The organism is Clavibacter michiganensis subsp. insidiosus (assembly GCF_002240565.1).
Taxonomy (GTDB): Bacteria; Actinomycetota; Actinomycetes; order Actinomycetales; family Microbacteriaceae; genus Clavibacter; species Clavibacter insidiosus.
The window spans coordinates 2779763-2804712 of record NZ_MZMO01000001.1 but is presented as its reverse complement, the minus strand read 5'-3'; the positions used below and the strand labels follow the sequence as shown (position 1 = coordinate 2804712).

Sequence of the window (24950 nt, the reverse complement as noted above, 5' to 3'; positions counted from 1 at the left end):
GGAGGATCCGCGGGGGCGGCGTGCGGGCATGCGGGGGCGGGTACGTCCCCCGGCGGCTCATCGAGCCTATGGGGAGCGCGTGACGGGCGCTAAGCCCCCATCCGGGGCGGGCGGTGCGGTGTCGTCGGGGCGGCGGGCGGCGGGTCAGCCGCCCGTGGTGCAGGGGACCTGCGTGATCTCGGACTCGAGCGGACGCACGAGCGGCGTGTGCCGCACCTCGAGCGGGCCCGGGGCGTCGGCCGCCGGCACGGTGAACGTGACGTCGACGGTCTTCGTGTCCTGTGGCGCGAGCTCGGTGCGGATGCGGATCATGCCGCGCCCCATGTCGGTGCCGCGGGCCTCCTCGGTGGTGAGGTCGGCCGCGGTGGACCAGCCCGTGACGGTGGATCCGACGGGGCCGTACACGAGGAGGTCGTCGAACTGGCGGCCCTTGGCCTTGCCGTCGAGGCCCGTGACGTAGCGCGGCAGGCTCGTCGCGGCGTCGAGCGGCGCGATGCTCGTCATGTCGACGGACACCGTGTACGTGGTGGTGTCGCCGCAGGTCTCCGCCTGGATCCGGGAGGCGGAGCGCAGGTAGTAGCTCATCTTGGATCCGGAGCCGATGTCGTTGAAGTACAGGCCGATCGCGGTCTGGTCGGTGTTGTCGTCCGGCAGCGCGCCGCTCAGCGGCCCGCCCTCGATGAGCGCCTGCTCCTCGGGCACCGTGCTCCACAGCAGGAGCCGCCGCTCGTCGATGGCCCGGTCGATCGCGGTGACCAGCGGGACGACGGGCGGGGTGTCGGTGACGAGCTTCGCGAAGATCGTGCCGGCCGCGCTGGCGAAGTAGCGGTCCTGCGCGAGGTAGTCGGGGTACTGGCTGTAGACGGCGCCGAGGAGCGTGGGCACCGCGTTCTGGGCGTTGAGCTCGTCGCCGGTGGCGAGCGTGATCGGCCCGGTCGCCTCCAGCAGGTAGCTGAGCGCGATGGGGTCGAACGACAGCACGCCGTCGACCCGGTCGCCGATGTTGGCCTCCCAGTACGACTTGGCGAGGGCGCCCGAGGTGGGGAAGTCGGGGAACATCGTGATGTTCTGCTCGAACCGGTCCGAGCGCGGCTCGATGAGGCGCACGGTCTCGTCGGGCACGTCGCCCTGGCGCACGTTCCGCGGGAAGTCGTTGCTCGACGCCTGCTTCGCGATCCGCACGCTGCCGTCCTCGACGGTCAGCAGCACGAGCGCGGCCGGGTTGCCGCCGGTGGAGCGCACCTCCGCGTTGTTCTGGAACATCAGCAGGTAGTTGCGCGCGCCGTCGGCGCCGAGGAGGTCGGGCAGGATCCCCGTGACCTCGCGGAAGGTGCCCGCGGTCTCCTCGGTGCTCGTGAGCGTGTCGTCCATGAGGTCGACGTCGTCGGCCACCTGCGCCCAGAGGCTGTCGCGGTCGATGGTGTCGAGCGCGGCGCGGGCGCCGGCGAGGCCGTCGCTCGCGGTGTCGACGGTCTGGCCGAGGGAGCGGATCCCGTCGAGGTCGATGCGGCCGAGCACGGGCGTGAACGCCGAGAGGGAGACCTCCGTGGCGGGCGTGACGACGTCGGTCGCGAGCCGGTCGCTGGTCGCGGCCAGCACGCGGGCGGCGTGGAGGTTCGGGCCGACGAAGGGGATCCACTCGTAGGCGCCGAGCACGCCGTCGTCCGCCGCCTCCGCGGCCTTCGCGGTGTGGTCGCGGAGCTCGGCGGCGCCGGTCTTGGCGGTGTCGATGTCGCCCGCGAGGAGCGCCGTCTGCACCTGGTCGGAGAGCGGGAGCGCGTCGCGCAGCTCGGACTGGACGGTGTCGACGCGGGGCAGGATCAGCGCGGCCGAGACCGCGGTGCCGATCACGAGGACGCCGATGACGCCGACCGGGATCCAGAGGCGCTTGCGCTTCCCGAGCGGCCGACGGGGGCGGGACGCGTCGCGGGCCGCGCGGTCGTCGCGGCGGCTGCGGCCGCCCGCCGATCCGTCGGAGCGGGATCCGTCCGAGCCGTCCGCCGGGGGCAGGATGTCGTCGATGCCGCTCACCGGTCGGGCGTCCAGGTCCCGGCCGGCCGTCCGGCCGGGAAGGCGCGCCCGTTGCCGATCGCGGGGCGGGCGTCCGCGGCGGCGGGGGTGGATGCGCCGACGGCGCCGAGGCCGACGGAGCCGGCCCCGATGAGCGCCTGCTCGCGCACGGCCGCGGGCGCGGTCTCGTCGGGCAGGGGCACCGGGGCGCTGACGGGCCCGGTGACCTGCTTGCGCGTGGAGGAGAACCAGAAGAACAGCAGGAGGATCACGAGCGACGCGATGCTCGTCGACATGCCCTGGTACGCGTCGCCGCGGATGAGGGAGAAGAGGTAGGGCGTGACGACGACCGCGATGGCGGAGCCGAGGAGCCCGCGGCGGCGCATCCGGGCGCGGATGAAGAGGCCGGCCACGAGGCCGAGGAGCGCGCCGACGGCGACGACCCCGGGGATGCCGAAGTTCGAGAACGCCTCGCCGATGGCCGACAGGCTGGTCTCGACGCGGTTGACGCCGTAGAACCGGGGCACGTACGTGGACGTGAACCACGTGTTGCCGCCGCCGAACGGCTTGTCCTCCCAGAGCCCGCGCGGGACGAACCAGGCCGGCACCGCCGCGTAGGTCGCACCCCACTGGTAGACGAAGTCGGGCAGCGACGCGACCTCGTTGAGGCGGATGAGCACGTCGAACGGGCGCGTCTCGATGCCGCTGGTGAGGCGGTCGAGGAGGACGCCCAGCGGGTCCTGCGTGAGGCGGTCGAGCGAGCGGCCGTTGTCGAACGTGGACTCGCGGATGACGATCGAGTAGACCATCGCGACCACGGCCGTGACGCCGCCGATGAGGGCGATGGTGCGGAAGCGGAAGGGCTTCGGGCCGATCTGCTTGAGGATCAGGAACGGCAGGAACACGCCGATGATGAGCGGGCCGCGGCCGCCGGCGGACCCGGCGCAGACCACGAGCACCAGGACGGCGACCAGGTTGACCCAGTTCCAGCCCTCGAGGCCCTTCTGGCGGCGCGCGAGCACGTTGTAGACGATCGCGATCTGCACGGGGATGTAGGAGAGGCCGATGAACGACTTGCCGGAGAGGAAGTCGCTCCGGTTGGCGAGGCCCGTCGTGTACGCCTGGATGCCGCCGGAGGAGAAGACCAGGTAGACGAGGAGGCCGAGGGCCACGACCGAGGAGATGACCACGATCGCCTGCGACACCGACGTGTTGAACACGCGCTGCCAGCGCACCTGCGTGTCGGGGTCGACGAAGGCGGGGCCGCCCGCGAGGGCGCTGTCCTCGAGGGCCTTCGCGTCCTCGCCGCCGCGGGAGACGCGGCGGGCCTCGCGGGCCACCGAGTAGTAGTAGACGACGAAGAACGCCGAGAAGAAGATCAGCGCCTCGATGAGCGCGGAGCTCGCGGCGAGCTGCAGCGTGGGGGAGAAGAAGCGCGTGTCGGCGATGGCGCCGGGGCTCGTCTCCATGCTGTTGGCGACCGTGAGCGGCCGCAGCACGAACAGGAGCAGGCCCGTGAACGCGACGATGCCGCCCGGGGTGATCGGATCCCCGTTCGAGACCGTCTCCTTCACGAGCACGCCGACGAGCAGGATCGCGAGCACCGCGATCATGAACGGGTAGGAGAGCTCGTTGCCGAGCAGGGCCACGCCGCCGAGCGCGGCGAGGATGGTGAGCACCACGGCGGCCGCGAAGACCGCCGGGGTGGCTAGGCGGTACGTCGGACCCATGTGGTCATCTCCTCGAAAGCCGCGTCCAGGCGGGCGGTGGCGGCGACGAGCGCCGCCGCGGTGGTGGATGGGGCACCGGCGTCGGCCGGTGCGGCGATGGCGGTGCGGGCCGCCCGGTCGAACGCGGGCTCCGTGCGCGTGCCGAACTCGGTCGTGAACGCCCCGACCTTGGTGGCGCCTCCGACGGTGACCACGGGCGTCGTCAGCATCGTACCGAGGTACATGGCGTGCATGCGAGAGGCGATGACGACCTCGCGGTCGGCCATGAGCTCGGCCGCCCGGCGCCAGCCGTGGTCGCCGGGCTCGGTCGTGAGCCGGGCGCGGACCTCGGGGGAGAGGGCGCCGGCGTCGGAGTCGTCGCCCTGGTCCATCGACACGAAGACGACCTCGCCGAAGCGCTCCTCGAGGGCCGCGACGTCCGCGAGGGTGACCTCGGGGGAGTGCTTCGCGTTGAGGGCGACCACGGCACCGCGGCGGCGGTCGGCCGGCGCGGCCATGGCGGCGAGCTCGGGGGCGGCGAAGAGGCTGACGTCGGCGGCGACCTCGACGGGGAGCTTCGAGTACCCGGCGGCGCGGCCGGCGGAGTCGGGGTCGCGGGTCCAGACGCGGGCGCCGTCGAGGCCCGCGCGGAGGGCGAGGCGCGCGCGGCGGCGGGTGACGGGATCCGCGCCCACGCCGAACACGGCGAGCGGCGTGCGGCTGGTGCGCGCGATGAGCCCGGTGACGGCCATGAGGCGGGGGAGGCCCGCGAAGGGGCGGCCCGGCTGGTCGTCGGCGAGGAGCGTGCCGCCGCCGACGACGACCGCGTCGACCTGGCGCACGACGTCGGCGAGCGCGCGGACGCCGGCGACGCGGACGCGCTCCTCGGTGGAGTCGCGGCGCGCGGTCCGCCCGAAGTCGGCGATCACGGTCTCGTGGCCGGCCCGGCGGAGGCGCTCGGACAGCGCGTCGGTGAGGAAGGCGTCCCCGAGGTTCTGCGGGTGGCCGGACGCGAGGGTGCGGTCGGCGGAGACGATGAGGGTCCTCATGCGTCCTCCTTCCTGACGGTGCGGTGGCGGTGGCGGATGAGGAGCGCGGCGATGGCCGCGCTCAGGACGAGCTCGGCGGCGAGCGTGACGCCGGCGAGCAGGGCGGGGCCGGCCGTGAGCGCGGCGACGCGCGTGAGGACCACGGCGACGATGCCCGTGACGATCGTCGCGGTGAGCCGCACGCGCACGAGGCCGGAGCCCATCGCGTACGCCATGAGCGCGTAGTTGCCGAACTTGGGGGCGACCGAGAGCAGCACCACGAGGAAGATCGCCTGGTCGAACGCGTCCCCGCCGAAGACCTGCTCGACGGGCTCGCGGAGGAGCGCGAGGATCCCGGCGAGCACCAGGCCGCCGAGCGCGAACCGCCACCAGTAGGCGCGGGCGGGGCGGGCGGCGGCGCGGATCCGCGGGATCAGCTGCTGCGAGAGCGTGGCCGGCAGGACCTCGAGCGGCTGCACGATCCGGTAGGCGAGCGCCAGCGGCACGATGGCGTCGGCCCCGAGGATCGCCGTGCCGAGCACGAGCGGCGCCTGCGAGTAGAGGGCGCTGAGGGATCCGGAGAGGCCGAACTCGAGGATCTGCGGCAACACGCGCACGGGCTCGTCGCTCGTGGTGGCGAGGTCGCGGCGGACGGCGATCCACGTGCCCGCGGTGACGACGAGCGACACGACCGGGAAGGCCAGCAGCACGAGGATCTCGGGCACGAGCACCGCGATCACGAGCGGCACGGCCTTCAGCACCACGAGCGCGAGGTCGGGGAACGCGTAGGAGGCGTCGCGGCGGCCGACGAGCAGGGGCGCGCGGATCGTGCGGGTGAGCGAGTCGAGCACCTGGCTGACGCCGAGCGCGACGAGCAGCAGCGCGGCCTCGCCGGGCACGGACGAGGCGGACGCGACGGTGATCAGCACCGCGACGGCCGCGCCGACCGAGCCGAGCGCCGCGTGGAAGCCGACCGCCCGCGCGTGCACGCTCCGGGTGAGGCGCGTGCGCGGCAGCGACAGCAGGAAGTTCGCGGCGCCCGAGTCGGTGATGATCGCGAACGAGCTGAGCAGCGCGAACCCGGTGACGAGCGCGGCCCGGGCCGACTCGTCGGCCAGCTGCGTGAGGACCACGAGCAGCACCAGCTGGAGCACGCGCGTGAGCCCTGCGGCTCCCGTGGGGAGCAGCAGCCCGATCCGCCTGGTCATCGCGTCCCGATGCTCTGGTAGGCGTCGTGGACGGTCTGCGCGGAGGTGCGCCAGTCGAAGCGGCAGGTGACGGCGCGGCGGATCCGGGCGGCCTCCTCCTCGTCGAGCGGGGCGGCCGCGGCGAGCCGGGCGAGCGCCTCGGTGATGGCGGACGTGTCGGCGGGGGAGAAGTAGTCGGCGTCGCCCTCGCAGATCCAGTGGAAGACGGGGATGTCGGAGACGGCGAGGCGCGCGCCCGCGACCATCGCCTCGACGAGCGGCAGGCCGAAGCCCTCCGCGAGGCTCGGGAAGACGACGCCGCGCGACGCCGCGTAGAGCACGGCGAGCTCGTCGTCGGTGACGTAGCCGGCCAGCTTGATGTCGTCCGACTCGGCCATGTCGACGTCGCCGAAGACGGCGCTCTTCGCGCCCACGAGCACGAGGGGCGCCTGGGCGCGGGTCTCCGCGGGCAGCTCCAGGTAGGCCTCGGTGAGGCGCTTCAGGTTCTTGCGCGGATCCATGCTGCCGACCGCGAGCAGGTACCCGCCGTCGGTCACGCCGAACCGCTCGAGCACGCGAGCGCGCTCCTCGGCTCCGCGCGGCGCCCCGAAGACGGGGCTCGGCGCGTTGGGCGCGACCACGACGGGCGCGCTGGAGAGGCCGAGCTCGCGCACCTGCTCGGCGACGGGCTCGCTCACGGTGACGATGACGCGCGCGTCGCGCAGGTTGGCGCGCAGCAGCGGCACGTGCGTGACGACGTACTCGCGGCTGTACCACTCGGGGTTCGTGAGCACGAAGAGGTCGTGCACGACCACGATGTGGCGCCGGTGCACGAGCGGTGCGCGGCTCGTGAGCGACAGCAGCACGTCCTGGCGCGTGATCCACGGCAGGGTCGTCTGCACCCAGAGCCAGCTGCGCGCGCCGGAGGACGCGATGCCGTCGGACGGCGTGGCGCGGGTGACGCCCTGCTTGCCCTCGAGGGCGCGGGCGATCTCCGTCGCGTAGCGCTGCTGGCCGGTGACCCGCTGCGCCGCGTACGCCTCGTTGACGACGAGCCGGCGCATCACGCGACCGCCCCGTCGAGCCGGGCGCCGTCGTGGCGGACCCAGGAGGCGATGCGGCGCTCGAACACGGCCGCGTCGAAGTCGGCGGAGCGGCGGACGCTGTCGGCGGGATCCAGCGTCGCGGCCCGGGCGACGGCGTCGGCGAGGCCGGCGCCCTCCCAGTCGTGCACGTGCACGCCCGTCACGCCGTCGACGACGCTCTCGGTCGCGCCGCCCACGTCGGTGACGAGCACGCGGGCGCCCGCGGCCATCGCCTCGACGGGCATGATCCCGAAGTCCTCGACCGCGGGGAAGACGTACGCGAGCGCGCGCTGGTACAGCGTGTAGAGGAGCGCGTCGCTCGGCCGCGGGACGATCGTGACGGGCACGCGCGCGGCGTCGGCCTGCGCCCGCAGCTCCTCGGCGAGCGGGCCGGATCCGGCGAGGACGACGGGCACGCCCGCGGCGTCGCCCGCGCGGATCACCAGGTCGAGCCGCTTGTACGGCACGAAACGGCTCGCGCCGAGCACGAACTCGGCGGGCAGGGAGGCGGCGAGGGCGGCGTCGGATCCCGTGAGCGCGTCGGCCCAGGAGGCCGTGGCGCGGATGACGGAGGCGTCGACGGGCGGGTGGATGACCTGCGCGTCCACGTCCCACGCGGCGCGGATGCGGTCGCGCACGAACGCGCTGTTCGCGGCGACCTCGGCGCCGGACGCCTGCGCGCGCCGCCGGTCGAGCGCGCGGAGCGGGGGAGCGGCGGCCTTGACGAGCGGGTTGGCGCCGCGCCGGTCGAGGTCCGGGGTCCAGAGGTAGCGGGCGGGGCTGTGCACGTACACGTGGCGCCGGGTGCCCCGGCCGCCGTGGCCGAGGTGGTGCGCGAACAGGTGCGAGCTGGCGAGGGTCCACTCGTAGGCGGACAGGTCGACCGAGCTCCACGTGAGCGGCATGAACGGCAGCGCGAGGGGCTTCCTCCGGCGCAGCGGCGTGCGGGCGATCCAGCTCTCCCGCACCGGCCGGTCGCCGAAGCGGCCCGGGTCGTCGTTCCAGAGCGTGAAGAGATCGGCGTCGGGGAAGGCGTGCGCGAACGCGTCGAACACCTTCTCGGATCCGCCCGACTTCTCGATCCACTCCTGGACGACCAGCCCGCCCATCAGACGGCCCCGTCCGCGCCGAAGACGGCCTTGAACGTGCGCGCGAGGATGATGATGTCGCCCGTGAGCGACCAGTTCTCCACGTAGTAGAGGTCGAGGCGGATGGCGTCGTCCCACGAGAGGGAGGAGCGGCCCGAGACCTGCCAGAGGCCGGACATGCCGGGCTTGATGAGGAGGCGGCGGCGCGCGGCGCTGTCGTAGAGCGCGACCTCGCCCTCGCGCTGCGGGCGCGGGCCGATGAGGCTCATGGATCCGAGCAGCACGTTGAGGAACTGCGGCAGCTCGTCGAGGGAGTAGCGGCGGAGGACCCCGCCGACCTTCGTGATGCGCGGGTCGTCCGTCACCTTGAACAGCGGGGTGTCGGCCGTCCCCTGCTGCTCCAGCAGCGCGAACAGCTCGGCGTCGGCGTTCATGCGCATCGAGCGGAACTTGAGCATGTGGAACGGCTCGCCGTTCAGGCCGATGCGCTCCTGCTTGTAGAAGACGTCGCCCTTGCTCGTGGCCTTGATGAGGATCGCGAGGAGGAGGAACACCGGGCTCAGGACGATGAGCGTGATGCCGGAGACGACGATGTCGAACAGGCGCTTGGAGAGGAGCTTCCGTCCCTCGAAGCGGGGCGTCTCCACGTGGATGAGCGGGAGGCCGGCGACGGGGCGCGTGTGGATGCGCGGGCCGCCGATGTCGGTGAGGCCGGGCGCCATGACGAGGTGGTGGCGGCCGGGCTCGAGCGACCAGCTCAGCTCGCGGATCCGCTCGGGCGGCAGCTCGTCGCTGGAGGTGAGCACCAGCGTGTCGGCGCCGAGGCGCTCGAGCTCGGCGAGCGCGTCGTCGGCGTTCCCGACCACCGGCACGTCGAGGCCCGGGAGGCGCGAGGGCCGCGCGTCGCCCGTGAGGCACGCGCCGACCACGCGGTAGCCGGCCTTGGGGGCGCGGGCGAGGGTGGTGGCGGTGTGGGTGGTGCTCTCCAGGGATCCGACCAGGAGGATCAGCGAGGAGAACTCGCCGCGGCGACGCTGGGCCGACAGCCACACGCGCCAGAGCGCGCGGGACAGCAGCAGGAGCACGAGGCCGAGCGGCAGGCCCGTGACGATGTAGCCGCGCGCCAGGTCGATCTTCACGAGGAACGCGACGATGGCGATGATGCCGAAGAGCCGCAGCGTCGCGTCGGCGACCTGCTTGTACTCCTGCGTGCCGGTGCCGACGATGCGGTAGTCGCGGGTGCTGTAGACGGTGAGCACGAAGAGCCACGCGAGGATCAGCACGACGGAGACCATCGTGTAGGTCACCGCGACCCCCTGGGCGTTGCCGCCGAGGTCGACCGAGCCGGCCGTGGTGCCGAACCAGAGGAACTGCACGCCGAAGGTCGTGAGGATGATGACGAGCGCGTCGCTCAGCGCCAGGCGTCGGGCGTAGACGACCCGCCAGCGCGACCCCTCCTGGGCCTCGTCCGTGCGTCGTGTCTGTTGCGTGTCCACTGGTCCCCCGGGGCAGGCGGCTCCCGAGGGGAGCCGGTGGTGTCTGATGGAGCGGCGTGCGCTCGCGTGTGCGGTGGCGGGCTGGTCGGGTCAGCCCCGGAGGCGTGGCGCGTCCGTGCGGGTCACGGCCCGCACCGACTCGAGGATCGACTCGATGGCGCCTCCGGCCTGCTCGCCCGAGGCGTCGTAGGTGGCCTGCGACCGGCGGTAGGGGTCGACCACGTCGTAGTCGTCCTCCTGCGCGGGAGGCAGGGTCACGCCGCGCTGCGCCGCCACGAGCGGGATGAGCGCCCGCAGCTGCTCCGGCACGTCGCTGTCGCACGCGATGTGCTTCTCGTCCCCGGTCACCTCGACGAGGTGCTCGAAGAGCGCCGCGAACTCGCGGATCGTGAAGGTGAAGCGGTTGGCGCGGGGCACCGCGCGCACGACGGCGCTGCGGTGCTCGCGCGCCATGGTGAGCACCAGGTCGACGCCTTGGATGATGCCGGGCGTCAGGAAGCGCGCCCGGTGCTCGCTCGGGTCCCCGCCGTAGCGGACGGACAGCTCGGCCGCCTGCTCGGGCATGCGCTGCCCCTCGGCCGCGATCGTGCCGGCGCTGGAGAAGCGCACGACCGAGTCGGCCTCGGCGGCGTGGCCGCCGAAGATCGCGCGGACGCGGGCCCGGAGGACCTGCTCGGCGAGGGCGGAGCGGCAGATGTTGCCCGAGCAGACGAACAGGACGCGGAACGAGCCGTCGTCGACGCTCTCGGAGGATGCGTCGCCGAGGGCCGCGCGTGCGGCCCTGCGGCTCGTGGGGGGGAGTTCCGACATGGAGGGGAGCTACGCCTTGATCTTCTCGATGGGCGCCTTGGTCTTCTGGCCGTCCTCGTCCTCCGTGTACCCGTACCCGTACCCGTAGCCGTAGTGGCCGTAGCCGTACGCGTCCGGGCCCTTGGTGGGGAGCATGGTGATCACGAGGCCGAGCACGTCCGCGCCCACGTTGGTGAGGTTGGCGATGGCGCTCTTCAGCTGCGTGCGGTGCGTGCGTCCTGCCGCGACGACGACGATCGCGCCGCCGGCGTTCTTGGACAGGATCGCCGCGTCGGTGACGGGGAGCAGCGGCGGGGCGTCGATGAGCACCACGTCGTATCGCGCCTCGAGGTCCTGCAGCAGGCGGGCCATGCCCTGCGAGCCGAGCAGCTCGGACGGGTTCGGCGGGATCTGGCCGGCGGGGAGGATCGAGAGCATGCCCGAGCCCCAGGGCTGGATGACGTCCTCGATCTCGGCGCGGCCGATGAGGATGTCGGTGAGGCCCACGGCGCCCTCGAGGCCCATGTAGGAGGCCAGGCGCGGGCGGCGGAGGTCGGCGTCGATGAGGACGACCTTGATGCCGGAGTCGGCCAGGGCCAGCGCGAGGTTCGAGCTGGTGGTCGACTTGCCCTCGCCCTGGATGGAGGAGGTGATGACGAAGCTGCGCGACCGGCCGCCGAACTCCAGGAACTGGAGGTTCGTGCGGAGGCTGCGGAAGGACTCGGCACGGGGGCTGCGCGGGTCGTCCTGGACGATGAGGGGACGCTCGGTCGCCTTCGGGTCGTACGCGATGCCGCCGAGGATGGGCTTGGTCGTGACGAGCTCGACGTCGCGCTCCCCGCGGATGCGGTTGTCGAGCGTCTCGCGGAGGAGGCTGACGCCCACGCCGATCAGGAGGCCGATGAGCGCGCCGACGATGATGTTGACGGGCAGGTTCGGCGAGGACGGCGACTCGGGGATCTCCGCCTGCTCGAGCTGCGTGATCTGCACCTGCGGCGTGCCCTCGATGGTCTCGGGGACGAGCGTGCCCACGACCGTGGTGAGGCTCGCGCCGATCGCGTCGGCGAGGGTCGCGGCGTCCTGTCGGGACTGGTCCTTGACCGTGATGTCGATGATCGTCGTGTCGAGCGGCGCGGAGGCGCGGACCGACTCGGCCAGCTCGCGCGACGTCATGTCGAGGCCGAACTCGTCGATCACGGGCTGGAGCACGGCGCGGGTCGTGACGACGTCCGCGTAGCTCTTCACCGCCTGCTGGATGAAGTTGTTGCCCTGCTGGAGGTCCTGCACGCTGCCCGAGCTGCTCTGGGCGACGTACATCTTGGTGGATGCCTCGTACTCGGGGGTCTGGAGGAGGGAGAAGGCCGCCGCGGCGCCCACCCCGACCAGGAGCGTCAGGATGATGAGCACCGCGCCCCTACGCAGCATCCGAATGAAGTCACGGAGCGCCATAACTTAGAACCCTTCCCCAAAAGCACACAGGCGCGGAGTGTCCGCATACGTGGGATATCCACAGCCTCGGCTGTCTATCATCACACAGCTCACGAGTGGTGCCAGCAGCCCGGAACGCCCCCGTCCGGGGCATGGTAGGGCCTGTGGTGCCCTGTTAGGGTCGCTCAGACAGCAGTGCTGCACGGCGGTACACGAGTGAGTAGGGACCTGGGCCATGAGCTCGCAGACATTTCGCCGGGGCACGCCCGCGCTCCCGGACCCGTCGGAGCTCCGCTCCGCGCCGCACGACAAGAACCCACCACCTGAGGGGGATTCGCCGACGGTGAACCGGGGCTTCCGCCCGGACGTCGAGGGCCTCCGCGCCCTCGCCGTGGTCGCCGTCATCGTCGACCACCTCTTCGACTGGCCGTCCGGCGGCTTCGTGGGCGTCGACGTCTTCTTCGTCATCAGCGGCTTCCTCATCACGGGGCTGCTGCTCAAGGAGTACGAGCGCACCAAGACGATCTCGTTCCTCGACTTCTACAAGCGCCGCGTCCGCCGCATCATGCCGGCCGCGCTGCTCGTGCTCGTGGTCTCGACGGCCGTCTCGTTCCTCGTCTTCAACGTGGTGCGCGCGCAGGCCAGCCTGTGGGACGCCGTCTGGTCGGCCCTCTTCGTCTCCAACTGGCACTTCGCCAGCGCCGGCACCGACTACTTCGCGTCCGACGGCCCCATCTCGCCGTTCCGCCACTACTGGTCGCTCTCGGTCGAGGAGCAGTTCTACGTCGTCTGGCCCGTGCTGATCTTCCTCGTGATCACGTTCGCCCGCCGCCGCAGCCCCAAGAACCGCACCAAGCGCGCCCGCCTCTTCACGCAGACGATCGGCATCACGGTCGGCGTCCTCATCGTGGCGTCGCTCGCGTGGGGCTTCTACGAGACCTCGGCCCGCCCGACGGTCGCGTACTTCTCCACCTGCTCCCGCGCCTGGGAGCTCGGCATCGGCGCGCTCCTCGCGATCTTCGCGGCGCGCATCGCCACCCTCCCCGCCGCGATCCGCCCCGTGCTCGGCTACGTCGGCCTCGCGGGCATCGTCGCCTCCTTCTTCCTCGTGTCCGGTGACAACGCGTTCCCGGTGCCCTTCGGCCTGCTGCCGGTCGTCGCGACCGCGCTCGTGATCGCGTCGGGCATCGGCGGGGTGTCGAAGGCCATGGTGCCGATCACGAACCCGGTCACCACCTACATCGGCCGGCTGTCGTTCTCGCTGTACCTCTGGCACTTCCCGGCGATCATCCTGCTGGCGTCGCTGCTCGGCACCGGCACCCTCGAGTACTACGGTGCCGCGATCGCCGCGACCCTCGTGCTCGCCGTCGCGTCGTTCCACCTCGTCGAGGATCCGATCCGCCGCTCCAGCTGGCTCGACCCGAAGAAGGCCGGCCGCCGGTCATCCGGTGCGCAGCTGAAGATGACCGTCGCGGCGCTCTCCGTCGTCGCGGTCGCCGTGGTGGGCGTCGTGGCTGCCGCCGTCGTGCGCGACGAGCCGAGCGGGCAGAGCCAGCTCGGGAGCGGCCCGAGCACCGGTGGCACCGCGACCCCGCCTGCGGCCACCGGCGACGCGCTCGAGGTCCGCGGCGAGCAGGTCTCCGCCGCCCTCGCCGCGGACGAATGGCCGGCCCTCGATCCCGCCGTCGAGTCGTTCGGCGACTTCGGCCGCGACGTCATCGCGACCGAGTGGGCGAAGGACGGCTGCCTCGGCGCCGACCTCGCCAAGGAGAAGGACGCCGTCGAGAACGCCGAGCACTGCGTCTACGGCAACCAGGCGGCGGGACCGGAGAAGACCGCGGTCATCTTCGGCGACTCGCTCGCGATCAGCTACGCGCCCATGCTCCGCTCGAGCCTCGGCGACGACTGGAAGGTGCGCGTGCTCACGATGGCCCGCTGCCCCGCGTCCACCGTCACGAGCACGGACACCGACGGCTCCGAGTACACGGAGTGCACGGACTTCCGCAACTGGGCGCTCGGCGAGATGAACGCGACGAAGCCCGCGCTCATCCTCATGAGCGAGGCCGTCGACAACTCGTACCTGTCGACCGGGGCGACGGGCGGCGCCGCCGACCGCGAGTGGCAGGCCGGTGCGCTCGCCACCATGGGCTCGCTGAAGACCGCGGCGTCCAACGTGATCGTCCTGTCCCGTCCGCCGGCAGCCACCGCCCTCGTGGAGTGCAAGACGCCGACGAGCTCGCCGAACGACTGCCAGTCGACGGTGTCGCCGTCGTTCATCAGCCACGCCCGCACGATGGAGGCCGCGGCGACGGAGGTCGGGGCCCCGGTCCAGTTCATCAACACGCAGGGCTGGTTCTGCAGCCAGGGCACGTGCCCGGCGTTCGTGAACGGGATCCCCGTGCGCGGCGACACGTCGCACCTCACGGCCCGCCAGTCGCAGGACCTCGCGCCGATCATGGCGGACATCCTCGCCCTGCTCGGCATCGGCGCGGCCCCGGCTCCGGCCGCCGGCTGACCCGCCCGCATCACCGCACGCCACGATGGGCGCTCCTCCTGATGGGAGGGGCGCCCATCGTCGTGCGTCCGGCGGCTTGATCGCGTCATCGCGCGCCGGAGCCGGAGCCGGAGCCGGAGCTGCCGGAGCGGGAGCGCGAGTCGAAGCGTGAGCCGTGAGCCGTGAGCCGTGAGCCGTGAGCCGTGAGCCGTGAGCCGTGGGCCGGAGCCGCACCTCGCCACTGGACGCGGCCCTGTGCGCCACCCGCGAGCAGCCCGGGCGCGCGTCCGCAGGGAACGCGGATCGGGGAGATGACGGCACGACGGCGCGGGTGCCCGAACCCCTCGGGGCCCGGTGCGGGGTCCGCGGTGCGGGACCTAGCCCCGCGGCGCCTTCGCGGCCGACGAGCGGCTCGTGAGGCGACGGGCGACGCCGATGAACGGCACCTCCACGAACCGGTGCACGAGCCAGGAGACGACGAGCGTGACCGCGATGGCGGCGATCACCCGCACGATCCCCTCGGGCACGTCCACGGCGCGCACCACGCGGTAGGCGAGCGGGTGCAGGAGGTACGCGGCGTACGAGATCGCACCGAGCCAGATGAGCACGCGTGAATGGGCCGCCCCGCGCGACGCGTAGAAGGCGAAGAACAGGCCGAGGCCGAGCAGGAACGACACGGCGTAGTCGAACGGCGGCCACGCCGCGTCCTGCCCGCCGTTGAGGTACGTGAACAGCGGCACGCCCACCACGCCGGCGACGAGGAGGCCGCGCCAGGCGGTGGATCCGTCGCGATCGCGCAGGTGGACCGCGTGCCCGAGCGAGGCCGTGTAGAGCAGCAGTGGCAGCGTCCAGGGCAGCTCGCGCTCGAGCACCCGGCCGGCGATCGCCGCGGCGACGAAGCCCGCGAGCCACACGTACCCCATGACGACGCTGCGGTCGAGGCGGCCGATGAGCTTCGCGACGAGGGACTGGCCGTAGAAGATCAGCTCGATGCCGAGGGTCCAGGCCGTCGGCACGATCGTGAAGATGCCCACGGCGCCCTGCACCATGAGCACGTTCGCCATGATCACGAGGGGGCCGCCGAGCTCGCCGTCGCCCGTGGTCGCGACCCACAGCATCATGAGGCCGAGCACGAGCCAGTAGAGCGGGAAGAGCCGGTAGAGGCGGCGCACCAGGAAGGTGCGGGTGTCCTGCCGCTGGAGGCTCAGCGGGATGACGTACCCGCTCACCAGGAAGAACGCGACGACGCCCACGCGCCCGGCGTCCACCCACTGCCGGCTGAAGTCCTCGAACGCCGGGTACTCCGCCGCGATGAGGTGCTGCAGCACCACGATGAACGACGCGACGCCGCGGACCGCCTCGAGGAACTCGATCTTCCGACCGGTCTCGCTCTTCACTGTCACGGTGCTGGTCACGCGGGCTCTCCTCTGGTGCGGGCGCGACCTTCGGAGGCACCGCTTCGACCCTAACCGTCGGGTCGCCGGCGGGAGGGCGGGGGATTGGCCCTACTTCTGGGCGCCGTCCGCGAGCACCTCGGTGCGCACGTACTTGCGCACCTCCGAGCCCATGAGCTTGTAGCCCGTCATGTTGGTGTGGATCCCGTCGCGGAAGAACTCGGTCCGCCACTTCATGTCCTTGTTCGTGAGGTTCTTCCACGGGTTGAAGAAGTGGTACCCCTGCGCGTCGGCGAACTCCTCGAGGTGCGCGTTCACCTCGGGCGGCGTCTCGGGCGAGGCGTTCTGCGGCGGGATCCCGAGGATCACCGTCTCCTTCGGCGCGAGCTTCTCGACCGTCTGGAGGATGTCCGCGTCGAGCTGCGTGTCCGGCACGCCGGCGATGCGGTTGTTCGTGCCGATCATGATGAGCGCGACGTCGACGTCCTCGACGGTGGGCGTGTTGGCGGCCATCACGGTGCTGGTCGCGCCGTCGGTGCCCCAGCCGCCCGCGAAGGTCAGCGGGTCACCCACGACGTAGTCGACGTAGGCCATGCCCTGGTCGATGCCCTGCGGCAGCGTGCCGACGAAGCCGTTCGTGTTCGAGTCGCCCATGACGACGATGCGGACCATGTCCTCGGGCGCCGTCGTGGCGGACGCGCCGGGCGCGGGCTCGCCCTCGGTGGCGGTGGGGGCGGGCTGCGGCGCGCTGGTGCACCCGGCGAGCAGGAGGACGGCGGCGAGGGCGCCGAGGGCGCCCCGGGCCATGCGACGTGCGGGCATAGGTGTTCATCCGATCGTGGAGGGGTCCGCGGCGGCGGCGAGCCGGTGACCCCGTCAGCCGCTGCGATCACGGGGCCGCTCGGAAACCATTGTGGCATGCGGTTTCCATCGTCCCGGGCGGCGGCGTGGCGGACCGCCGATCCGCGGAGGGCGTGCTCGGGCCCCGGCCGACGTGCGGCCGGGGCCCGGTGCAGCGCGGGTCAGGCGGTGCGGGCGAGGCGCACGAGCGCCTGGACGGCGGCGTGATCGGAGGGGGAGCGGCCCTCGAACGTGTACGGGTTGATGGCCGAGTCGACCACCTCGACGCCGTCGCCCGCGAGGATCCAGTCGATGCGCTCGCCCTCGGGCACCGGGTCGCCGTAGGCCGTGAACGTGCCGATGCCCGGGGTCGCGTGGTGCGCGGCCGTGGTCCAGGTGTCGGCGAGGCCCGCGTCGCGCGTGAGGATGTCGTACGCCGCCGACTCCTCGGCCGGCGCGTTGAAGTCGCCGGTGACGACGACGGGCGCGCCGGACGCGACCTCCTGCAGCCGCTCGGTGATGAGGTCGGCGCTCTTCACGCGCGCGAGCTCGGACTCGTGGTCGAGGTGCGTGTTGAGGTGCACGAACTCCGCGCCGCTGCGGCGGTCGCGGAAGCGCGCCCACGTCGCGATGCGCGTGGTGCTGCAGCCCCAGGAGCGGGATCCGATGAGCTCCGGCAGGTCGGACAGCCAGAACTGGTCCCATGCCACGACGTCGAGGCGGCGCTCGTCGTAGAAGATCGCGCTGTACTCGCCGCCGGAGCCGCCGTCGCGGCCGTAGCCGAGCATGCGGTGGTGGGGGAGCGCCCGGGCGATGGCGGGCAGCTGGGCCGAGAGGGCCTCCTGCACGCCGAGGACGGTGGGCTGCTCGAGCTGGAGGAAGCGGGCGAGCACGGGCTCGCGGTCGGCCCAGTGGTCGGGATCGCCCGGCTCGGTGGAGGGGCGGGCCAGGCGGATGTTGCAGGTCATGACGTGCACGAGGTCGCCCTCGGCCGAGCCGATGGTCGCCTGCTGGGGCGGGGCGGGAGCGACGGAGGTCGCTGCCGCCTGACGAGACGGAGGGGGGGCGGCCTCCGCGGTGCCGTCCGGGCCGTCCGTCGTGGTGGTCGTCTCGTCCGCGCGCGGCCGCTCGAGGAGCGCCGTGCCGGAACCTCGGGTGGGCCGCCCGACGCCGGGATCGGAGGATCCGGCACCGTCGAACAGGTCGCGTCGGCTGAATCCGCCGCTGGCCATCATGGAGATCTCCTCGGGTCGCACGTGTCTCGCATGATCAGCCTGCGCGACGGGACCCCTGCGGGGACCAACGGCGCATGGCGGATGCGTGAACTGCACGGACAGGTCTACGCGAGGGGTGCGGGGATGGCAACCCGAGGGCGGCGTGTCGGCGGGTCGCGGAGGTTTCCACCAGTCGGCGCATGGCCCGCGGACAGACGCGCGCGCCGCCGGCGGGTGCCGGCGGCGCGCGGGTCGACGCGGAGGAGGATCAGCCCAGGTGCTCCGCGAGGAAGTCCGTGAGCGCGCGCCACGAGCGGCGCTCGGTGCGGTCCTGGTACTGCGCGCCGTGATCCGGGGAGTCGACGCCCGGCACGGAGAACGCGTGCATGGCGCCGCTGTAGGTCCCGACCCGCCAGTCGATCGCGGGACGCGTGCGCATCTCGTCCTGGAACGCGGCGACCTTCTCGTCGGGCACCATCGGGTCGTCCGCGCCCGTGAGGACGAGGATCGCGGCCTTCACGTCGGCGACGTCGGCGGGCTCGTGCACGACGAGGCTGCCGTGCAGCGAGATCGCGGCCTTGATGTCGGCACCCGCGCGGGCGACCTCGAGCGAGGCGCTGCCGCCGAAGCAGTAGCCCATGACGGCGATGCGCGACGGGTCGACGTCGGGCTCGGCCGCGAGGCGGTCGATGCCGGCCTGCACGCGGGCGCGCAGGAGCGGGAGGTCGGCGTAGAAGGATCCCGCCACCTGGCCGGCCTCCTCCGGGCCGGGGCGCACGTCGCGGCCGTAGACGTCGGCGGCGAACGCGACGTAGCCGAGGCGCGCGAGCATCTGGATCCGGGCGGCCACGTGCCCGCCGACGCCGGACCAGTCGTGGATCACGAGCACGGCCGGGCGGAGGCCGCTCTGCCCGGCGTCGCGCGCGAGGAGGCCCTCGAGCTCGGTGCCCTCGTGGTCGTACAGCACGGGGCCCATCTGGATGTCGGCGCCCGCGGGCAGCGGCACGCGCTCCGTGAGCTCGGCGAGGGACGGCGACCAGAAGGGGGTCGATGCGGGGTCGGTCATGCCGATGCCTCCACGGCGGTGCCGAAGCGCGCGGGGAGCGTGGCGCGGTGGATCCCGCGCAGCTCGCCCACGGACAGGGTGAAGAGACCCTGCAGCTCGAGGCCGGGCGCCTGCGCGTCCGTGACGCCGATGCGCAGCACCGGGTAGCCGCGCCCCTCGCAGAGACCCTGGAACTTGACGTCGTCCTCGCGCGGCACCGTGACGAGCATGCGGCCGGTGGACTCGGAGAAGAGCGCGGTCGCCTGGTCGACGCCGTCGCGCTGGACGATGCCGTCGAGCCAGACGCGGGCGCCGACGCCGAAGCGCATGACGGACTCCGCGAGCGCCTGGCCGAGGCCGCCGTCCGAGAGGTCGTGCGCGCTCGCGATGAGCGACTGGGTGGCGCCGGCCGCGATGAGCGAGGCGAGGTCCTTCTCCGCCGCGAGGTCGACCACGGGCGGGACGCCGCCGAGGTGGTCGTGCACGGTGCCGGCCCAGGCGGATCCGTCGAGCTCCTCGCGCGTGACGCCGAGCAGGTAGATGTTGTCGCCCTCGTCCTGCCAGCCGGAGGGGATGCGGCGCGCGACGTCGTCGATCACGCCGAGCACGCCCACGACGGGCGTGGGGTGGATGGCCTGCGTGCCCGTCTGGTTGTAGAGGGAGACGTTGCCGCCCGTGACGGGGATCTCGAGCTCCAGGCAGCCGTCCGCGAGGCCCTCGACCGTGCGGCTGAACTGCCACATGACCTCGGGGTCCTCGGGGCTGCCGAAGTTGAGGCAGTCGCTCACGGCGACGGGCGTGGCGCCGGACGCGGCGACGTTGCGGTACGCCTCCGCGAGGGCGAGCTGCGCGCCGCGGTACGGGTCGAGCTGGCAGAAGCGGCCGTTCGCGTCGGTCGCGACCGAGAAGCCGAGGCCGCTCTCCTCGTCGACGCGGACCATGCCGGCGTCGTCGGGGAACGACAGGGCCGTGTTGCCCATGACGTAGCGGTCGTACTGGTCGGTGATCCACGACGCGTCGGCGAGGTTCGGGCTGCCGAGCAGCTGCAGGAACTGGTCCTTGATGTCGCCCGGCTCGGTGGGGCGCGCGAGGCGCGACGCGGAGTCGGCCTGGAGGGCGTCGATCCACGTGGGGTGGGAGACGGGCCGGTCGTAGACCGGGCCGTCGACCGCGACCGTGCGCGGCTCGACGTCGACGATGCGCTCGCCGTGGTGGTCGATGACGAGGCGGCCGGTGTCGGTGACCTCGCCGAGCACGCTCGTCTCGACGTCCCACTTGCGGACGACCTCGAGGAAGCCCTCGAGCTTCTCCGGCTGAACGACCGCCATCATGCGCTCCTGGCTCTCCGACATGAGGATCTCCTCGGCCGTGAGCGACGGATCGCGCAGCAGCACCTCCTCGAGCCGGATGTGCATGCCGCCGTCGCCGTTGGACGCGAGCTCGCTCGTGGCGCAGGAGATGCCCGCGGCGCCGAGGTCCTGGATCCCCTCGACGAGGTCCTTGGCGAACAGCTCGAGGCAGCACTCGATGAGCACCTTCTCGGCGAACGGGTCGCCGACCTGCACCGCGGGGCGCTTGGTCGGGCCGCCGTCGGCGAACGTGTCGCTCGCGAGGATGGACGCGCCGCCGATGCCGTCGCCGCCCGTGCGGGCGCCGAACAGCACGACCTTGTTGCCGACGCCGCGCGCGTTGGCGAGGTGGAGGTCCTCGTGGCGGAGCACGCCGACCGCGAGCGCGTTGACGAGCGGGTTGCCCTGGTACACGCGGTCGAAGTAGGTCTCGCCGCCGATGTTCGGCAGCCCCAGGCAGTTGCCGTAGAAGCTGATGCCCGCGACGACGCCGTGCACGACGCGCGCGGTGTCCGGGTCGTCGATGTCGCCGAAGCGCAGCGCGTCCATGACGGCGACGGGGCGCGCGCCCATCGAGATGATGTCGCGGACGATGCCGCCGACGCCCGTGGCCGCGCCCTGGAACGGCTCGATGTAGGACGGGTGGTTGTGGCTCTCGATCTTGAAGGTGACGGCCCAGCCCTCGCCCACGTCGACGACGCCGGCGTTCTCGCCCATGCCGACCATGAGGTCCTTCTTCATGGACTCGGACACCTTCTGCCCGAACTGGCGCAGGTACTTCTTCGAGGACTTGTAGGAGCAGTGCTCGCTCCACATGACCGAGTACATGGCGAGCTCGCCGCTCGTGGGGCGGCGGCCGAGGATCTCGCGGATCCTCAGGTACTCGCCCTCGGTGAGCCCGAGCGCCGCGTACGGCTGCTCCTTCTCGGGGGTGCGCTCGGCCATCTCGACGGTGTCGGCGACGTGGCGACGTGCGCTCAGCCCCTCTCCCGCGGGGTCGGTGGGGACGGAGGCGGGATCGGGGTGGACGCTCACTGCGCGAGGACTCCTTCGAGGACGGATGTGAAGAGACGGAGGCCGTCGACACCGGAGCGCATGGCGGCCGGGGTGTCCGGTCCGAAGCCCTCCTCGACGGCGTGCTCGGGGTGGGGCATGAGGCCGACGACGTTGCCGCGGGCGTTGGCGATCCCGGCGATGTCGCGGAGGGATCCGTTCGGGTTGCCGCCGAGGTAGCGGAAGGCCACGCGGCCCTCGCCCTCGAGGCGGTCGAGCGTGTCGGCGTCGGCGATGAAGCCGCCCTCGCCGTTCTTGAGCGGGATGGTGATCTCCTCGTCCGGCGTGAAGGCGCTCGTCCAGGCGGTGCTGGTGGCCTCGACGCGGAGGCGCTGGTCGCGGCAGACGAAGTTCCCGGCCTCGTTGCGGATCAGCCCGCCGGGCAGCAGGTGCGCCTCGGTGAGCATCTGGAAGCCGTTGCAGATGCCGAGCACGGGCACGCCGCGCTCGGCCGCGTCCACGACCTCGCGCATGATCGGCGCGAAGGCCGCGATGGCGCCCGCCCGCAGGTAGTCGCCGTAGCTGAAGCCGCCGGGGAGCACGATCGCGTCGACGCCCTGGAGGTCGTGGTCGCCGTGCCAGAGCGCGACGGGGGTGGCGCCCGCGAGACGGACGGCGCGCTGCGCGTCGCGGTCGTCGAGGGATCCCGGGAAGGTGATGACCCCGACGCGCATCAGCGCTGCTCCGCCGCGGCGGAACCGTGGGGGAGCGGGTGTGCGGCGACGTCGGTGTCGGCCGTGCCGCCGTCGGCCACCGTGCGCTCGTCGGTGACGTTGCCGGTGGACATGTCGGCCTCGGCGGAGATGCCGAAGCCGTCGAGCCCGGCGACGTGGACGCTGATGACGTCCTCGATGACGGAGTTGGACAGCATGTCGGCGGCGAGGGTCTGGACGTCGGCGAGCAGCGCGTCGTCCACCTCGCCCTCGACGGTGAGCTCGAAGCGCTTCCCGATGCGGACGCCGGTGAAGCGGTCCTTGCCGAGGCGGGCCAGGGCGCCGGCCACGGCCTTCCCCTGGGGGTCGAGCAGCTCGGCCTTGGGCATCACTTCGACGACGATCGTGGGCACGATGGATCTCCGGCTTCCTGCAGGCGGGTGGATGCGCTCAGCGTACCGGACGGCCGCGCCCCGCCGGGATGGGCCGGCGGGGCGGGCGCGGGGCGGTCGCCGGGCGGGCGCGGGGCGGGATCAGCCGATCGCCTCGGGCAGCAGCTCCACGCGGTAGGCGGCGTCGATGGTCTCGCCGGTCGCGGGATCCTCGAGCTGCACGCGCCAGCGCGGCGCGAACTGGTCGACGCCCGGGGCCATCGCGACCGTGCCCGAGATCAGCACGGTGCCGGGGACGCGGAGGCCACGCCGCTCGAGCACCTCGAGCCAGTGGTCCGGGGTGAGGAGCGCGGCGAGCGTGGAGTCCTGGATGAGCTCCTCGGCGCCCTCCTCGCCGACCCAGCCGCGGAGGCGGATCGCGTCGAGTCGGTCGCGCACGTCGGCGAGGCGCCAGGCCTTCCGGCCGAGCACGTCGGGTGTTCTTGCTCCACGCGACGCCGTGCACCTCGAGCGCGCGGTCGGTGTGGTCGCACGCGACGGTGAGGAGCACGTCGTCGTCGGTGATCACGAGGGCCCACTCGGCCTCGCCCGAGGTGCGGCCATGCTGCGCGGGGACGCTCTCGGCCTGCGACGCGAGATACGGCGCGACGGGGTAGAGCGCGGGCGTGGTCTCGGGCCCGGGCACGCCGAGCTCGGCCAGCTCGTCGATGTGCGCCTGCACCTCGACCTGGTCGCGGCCCGCGTAGCCGGCGTTGAGGAGCGACACGACCTCGACGCTCGGGGTGGATCCGTCGGGCAGCTGGAAGCGCAGGGTGGTCATCGGTCCTCCTGTGGTGTTTCGAGCGTGTGAAGAAATGCGGATCCGGGCGCCTCGACCATGGTGCCGGCGCTCCGGTATGCCTACTGTATACAGCACACCGACCGGACGCCGGGCGGGATCCGATCGCCGGATCCGCCAGCCCGGCTCCCTCACCGAGGAGCCCCATGGTCGACGACCCCACCGCCTCCCCGGCGGCGACCGCGCCCGCATCCGGCGCGCACGCGGCACCCGCCGCGACCGAGAAGCCCACCCGCCGCGAGCTCGTCAAGGCGTTCACCGCGAGCCTCACCGGCACCTCGCTCGAGTGGTATGACTTCGCCGTGTACTCGGCGGCCAGCGCCGTCGTGTTCCCCATCGTGTTCTTCCCCGCGTCGGACCCCTACACGGCGACGATCCTCGCGTTCTCCACCTACGCGGTCGGCTACGTGTCGCGCCCCGTCGGCGGGTTCGTGTTCGGGCGGCTCGGCGACAAGATCGGCCGGAAGCCCGTCCTCGTGCTCACGCTGCTGCTCATCGGCATCGCGACGTTCCTCATCGGCGTGCTGCCGGGCTACGCGACCATCGGCCTCGCGGCGCCGATCATCCTCGTGCTCCTCCGCTTCGCGCAGGGCGTGGGCGTCGGCGGCGAGTGGGGCGGCGCGGTGCTGCTCTCCAGCGAGTTCGGCGATCCGCGGAAGAGGGGCTTCTGGTCATCGGCCGCGCAGGTCGGCCCGCCCGCCGGCAACCTGCTCGCCAACGGCGCCCTCGCGCTGCTCACCGTGCTGCTCACCGAGGAGGACTTCCTCGACTGGGGCTGGCGCGTGGCCTTCCTGCTCTCCGCGCTGCTCGTGGCGTTCGGCCTCTGGATCCGCCTGAAGCTCGAGGACACGCCCGTGTTCCGCGCGCTGCAGGAGCGCGGCGACCGCCCGAGCGCGCCCATCTCGGAGATCTTCCGCACGCAGGCGCGCCCGCTCGTGGCCGCGATCCTCAGCCGCGTCGGACCCGACGTGCTCTACGCGCTCTTCACCGTCTTCACGCTCACCTACGGCGTGAACACGCTCGGCTTCGATCGCAGCCAGGTGCTCGTGGCCGTGCTCGTCGGATCCGCCGTGCAGCTGTTCACGATCCCGTTCGCGGGCGCCGTGAGCGACCGCATCAACCGCCGGGCGCTGTACGCGGCCGCCGCGGTGGGCGCGGCGGTGTGGGCGTACGTGTTCTTCGCGATCACCGACGGGTCGTCGACCTTCGTGCTCGGCGTGGGCATCGTGCTCGGCCTCTTCTTCTACTCCTTCATGTACGGGCCGCAGGCGGCGTACATCATCGAGCAGTTCTCGCCGCGGCTGCGCTACACGGGCGCCTCGCTCGCGTACACGATCGCCGGCGTGATCGGCGGGGCCATCGCGCCGCTGATGTTCACGATCATCTACGAGGAGACCGGCAGCTGGGTCGGCATCGCGCTGTACCTCACCGCCGCGGTCGTGCTCACGCTCGTGGGCCTCGCGATGGGCCGCGACTCGAACGTGGAGGAGGACGAGGAGTACGTGCGCACGGGCGCCGAGGGCCTGGCGGCGCCGCTCTCCCCGCGCTGACCCGGAGGATCCGGCCCACCCGGCGGCGTCGACGGTCCCTGGCCGTCGGCGCCGTGGGGGATGGACGCGACCTCGTCATCGGCGGGGACGCGCCGATCCGTCGGACCCAGCTTGGCGATCCGCTCTTGCGCGATGGCGAGGACGACGGGCCGCTCCTCGCCGTGCGTGCGGCCGACGTGTCCCACCGTCTTCCTCGGGCCATGCGCCCGCAACACGGGAGGCGTCACGCTCCTGTGTGCAACTCCCGTGCGGGCCGCCCCACGGTTGGTAGCGTCGCGCTAATCGAGTCCCAAGCACAAGGATGTGAC

17 protein-coding genes and 2 pseudogenes are annotated in these 24950 nt (G+C 72.6%); 2 read left to right on the top strand and 17 right to left on the bottom strand.

What is annotated here, in order from left to right; all coding sequences use genetic code 11:
- Window positions 1–144: 144 nt before the first annotated feature.
- The 9 genes from B5P21_RS13485 to B5P21_RS13445 all read right to left on the bottom strand — a co-directional run bounded on the left by B5P21_RS13485 (window position 145) and on the right by B5P21_RS13445 (window position 11841).
- Window positions 145–2031 (bottom strand): DUF4012 domain-containing protein, encoded by a 1887-nt coding sequence (locus tag B5P21_RS13485; protein WP_045526820.1) that lies wholly within the window; start codon window positions 2029–2031, stop codon window positions 145–147.
- On the bottom strand, window positions 2028–3740 hold the full coding sequence (locus tag B5P21_RS13480; RefSeq protein ID WP_045526822.1) for an O-antigen polymerase: 1713 nt from the start codon (window positions 3738–3740) through the stop codon (window positions 2028–2030). The genes B5P21_RS13485 and B5P21_RS13480 overlap by 4 nt, the downstream gene beginning before the upstream one ends.
- Window positions 3719–4768: a polysaccharide pyruvyl transferase family protein gene (locus B5P21_RS13475; protein WP_045526824.1), complete on the bottom strand. Its 1050-nt coding sequence runs from the start codon at window positions 4766–4768 to the stop codon at window positions 3719–3721. The genes B5P21_RS13480 and B5P21_RS13475 overlap by 22 nt, the downstream gene beginning before the upstream one ends.
- A complete protein-coding gene (locus B5P21_RS13470) occupies window positions 4765–5955 on the bottom strand; it encodes a polysaccharide exporter (RefSeq protein ID WP_045526826.1) in 1191 nt (396 codons plus the stop codon). The genes B5P21_RS13475 and B5P21_RS13470 overlap by 4 nt, the downstream gene beginning before the upstream one ends.
- Window positions 5952–6998 (bottom strand): glycosyltransferase family 4 protein, encoded by a 1047-nt coding sequence (locus B5P21_RS13465; RefSeq protein ID WP_236688871.1) that lies wholly within the window; start codon window positions 6996–6998, stop codon window positions 5952–5954. The genes B5P21_RS13470 and B5P21_RS13465 overlap by 4 nt, the downstream gene beginning before the upstream one ends.
- Entirely contained in the window at window positions 6998–8128 is a 1131-nt protein-coding gene (locus B5P21_RS13460) for a glycosyltransferase (protein WP_094171269.1), read from the bottom strand. The genes B5P21_RS13465 and B5P21_RS13460 overlap by 1 nt, the downstream gene beginning before the upstream one ends.
- The gene (locus B5P21_RS13455) at window positions 8128–9603 is read right to left on the bottom strand and encodes a sugar transferase (protein WP_045526832.1); all 1476 of its coding nucleotides are present in this window, start codon (window positions 9601–9603) and stop codon (window positions 8128–8130) included. The genes B5P21_RS13460 and B5P21_RS13455 overlap by 1 nt, the downstream gene beginning before the upstream one ends.
- Window positions 9604–9693: 90 nt before the next feature.
- On the bottom strand, window positions 9694–10413 hold the full coding sequence (locus B5P21_RS13450; RefSeq protein WP_045526834.1) for an arsenate reductase/protein-tyrosine-phosphatase family protein: 720 nt from the start codon (window positions 10411–10413) through the stop codon (window positions 9694–9696).
- Window positions 10414–10422: 9 nt separating this feature from the next.
- On the bottom strand, window positions 10423–11841 hold the full coding sequence (locus B5P21_RS13445; protein ID WP_094171268.1) for a tyrosine-protein kinase domain-containing protein: 1419 nt from the start codon (window positions 11839–11841) through the stop codon (window positions 10423–10425).
- Between the two features lie 214 nt (window positions 11842–12055).
- Here B5P21_RS13445 and B5P21_RS13440 point away from each other — a divergent pair, with 214 nt between their 5' ends.
- The gene (locus B5P21_RS13440) at window positions 12056–14335 is read left to right on the top strand and encodes an acyltransferase family protein (RefSeq protein WP_094171267.1); all 2280 of its coding nucleotides are present in this window, start codon (window positions 12056–12058) and stop codon (window positions 14333–14335) included.
- Window positions 14336–14691: 356 nt separating this feature from the next.
- Here B5P21_RS13440 and B5P21_RS13435 read toward each other — a convergent pair whose 3' ends face one another.
- From B5P21_RS13435 to B5P21_RS13400, 8 genes and pseudogenes are all read right to left on the bottom strand, one after another.
- Window positions 14692–15729, bottom strand: coding sequence for an acyltransferase family protein (locus tag B5P21_RS13435; RefSeq protein WP_045526839.1), 1038 nt, complete (start codon window positions 15727–15729; stop codon window positions 14692–14694).
- Between the two features lie 90 nt (window positions 15730–15819).
- Complete coding sequence (locus B5P21_RS13430; protein ID WP_045526841.1) at window positions 15820–16530, bottom strand: SGNH/GDSL hydrolase family protein; 711 nt, start codon at window positions 16528–16530, stop codon at window positions 15820–15822.
- A gap of 200 nt (window positions 16531–16730) precedes the next feature.
- Window positions 16731–17783: an endonuclease/exonuclease/phosphatase family protein gene (locus B5P21_RS13425; protein ID WP_094171266.1), complete on the bottom strand. Its 1053-nt coding sequence runs from the start codon at window positions 17781–17783 to the stop codon at window positions 16731–16733.
- Window positions 17784–18030: 247 nt separating this feature from the next.
- Window positions 18031–18828, bottom strand: coding sequence for a dienelactone hydrolase family protein (locus tag B5P21_RS13420; protein WP_045526845.1), 798 nt, complete (start codon window positions 18826–18828; stop codon window positions 18031–18033).
- Complete coding sequence (purL, locus tag B5P21_RS13415; RefSeq protein ID WP_045526847.1) at window positions 18825–21191, bottom strand: phosphoribosylformylglycinamidine synthase subunit PurL; 2367 nt, start codon at window positions 21189–21191, stop codon at window positions 18825–18827. The genes B5P21_RS13420 and purL overlap by 4 nt, the downstream gene beginning before the upstream one ends.
- Window positions 21188–21883: a phosphoribosylformylglycinamidine synthase subunit PurQ gene (purQ, locus tag B5P21_RS13410; protein WP_045526849.1), complete on the bottom strand. Its 696-nt coding sequence runs from the start codon at window positions 21881–21883 to the stop codon at window positions 21188–21190. The genes purL and purQ overlap by 4 nt, the downstream gene beginning before the upstream one ends.
- Window positions 21884–22035: 152 nt before the next feature.
- Window positions 22036–22275 (bottom strand): annotated as a pseudogene (gene purS, locus B5P21_RS17625) (phosphoribosylformylglycinamidine synthase subunit PurS); the annotation flags it as partial.
- A 120-nt stretch (window positions 22276–22395) separates the two neighbouring features.
- A pseudogene (locus tag B5P21_RS13400) lies at window positions 22396–23074 on the bottom strand (DUF2848 domain-containing protein).
- Window positions 23075–23238: 164 nt separating this feature from the next.
- On the opposite strand from B5P21_RS13400, the gene B5P21_RS13395 reads away from it, so the two are divergent.
- Window positions 23239–24642, top strand: coding sequence for an MFS transporter (locus tag B5P21_RS13395; protein ID WP_094171265.1), 1404 nt, complete (start codon window positions 23239–23241; stop codon window positions 24640–24642).
- The last annotated feature ends 308 nt before the right edge of the window (window positions 24643–24950 follow it).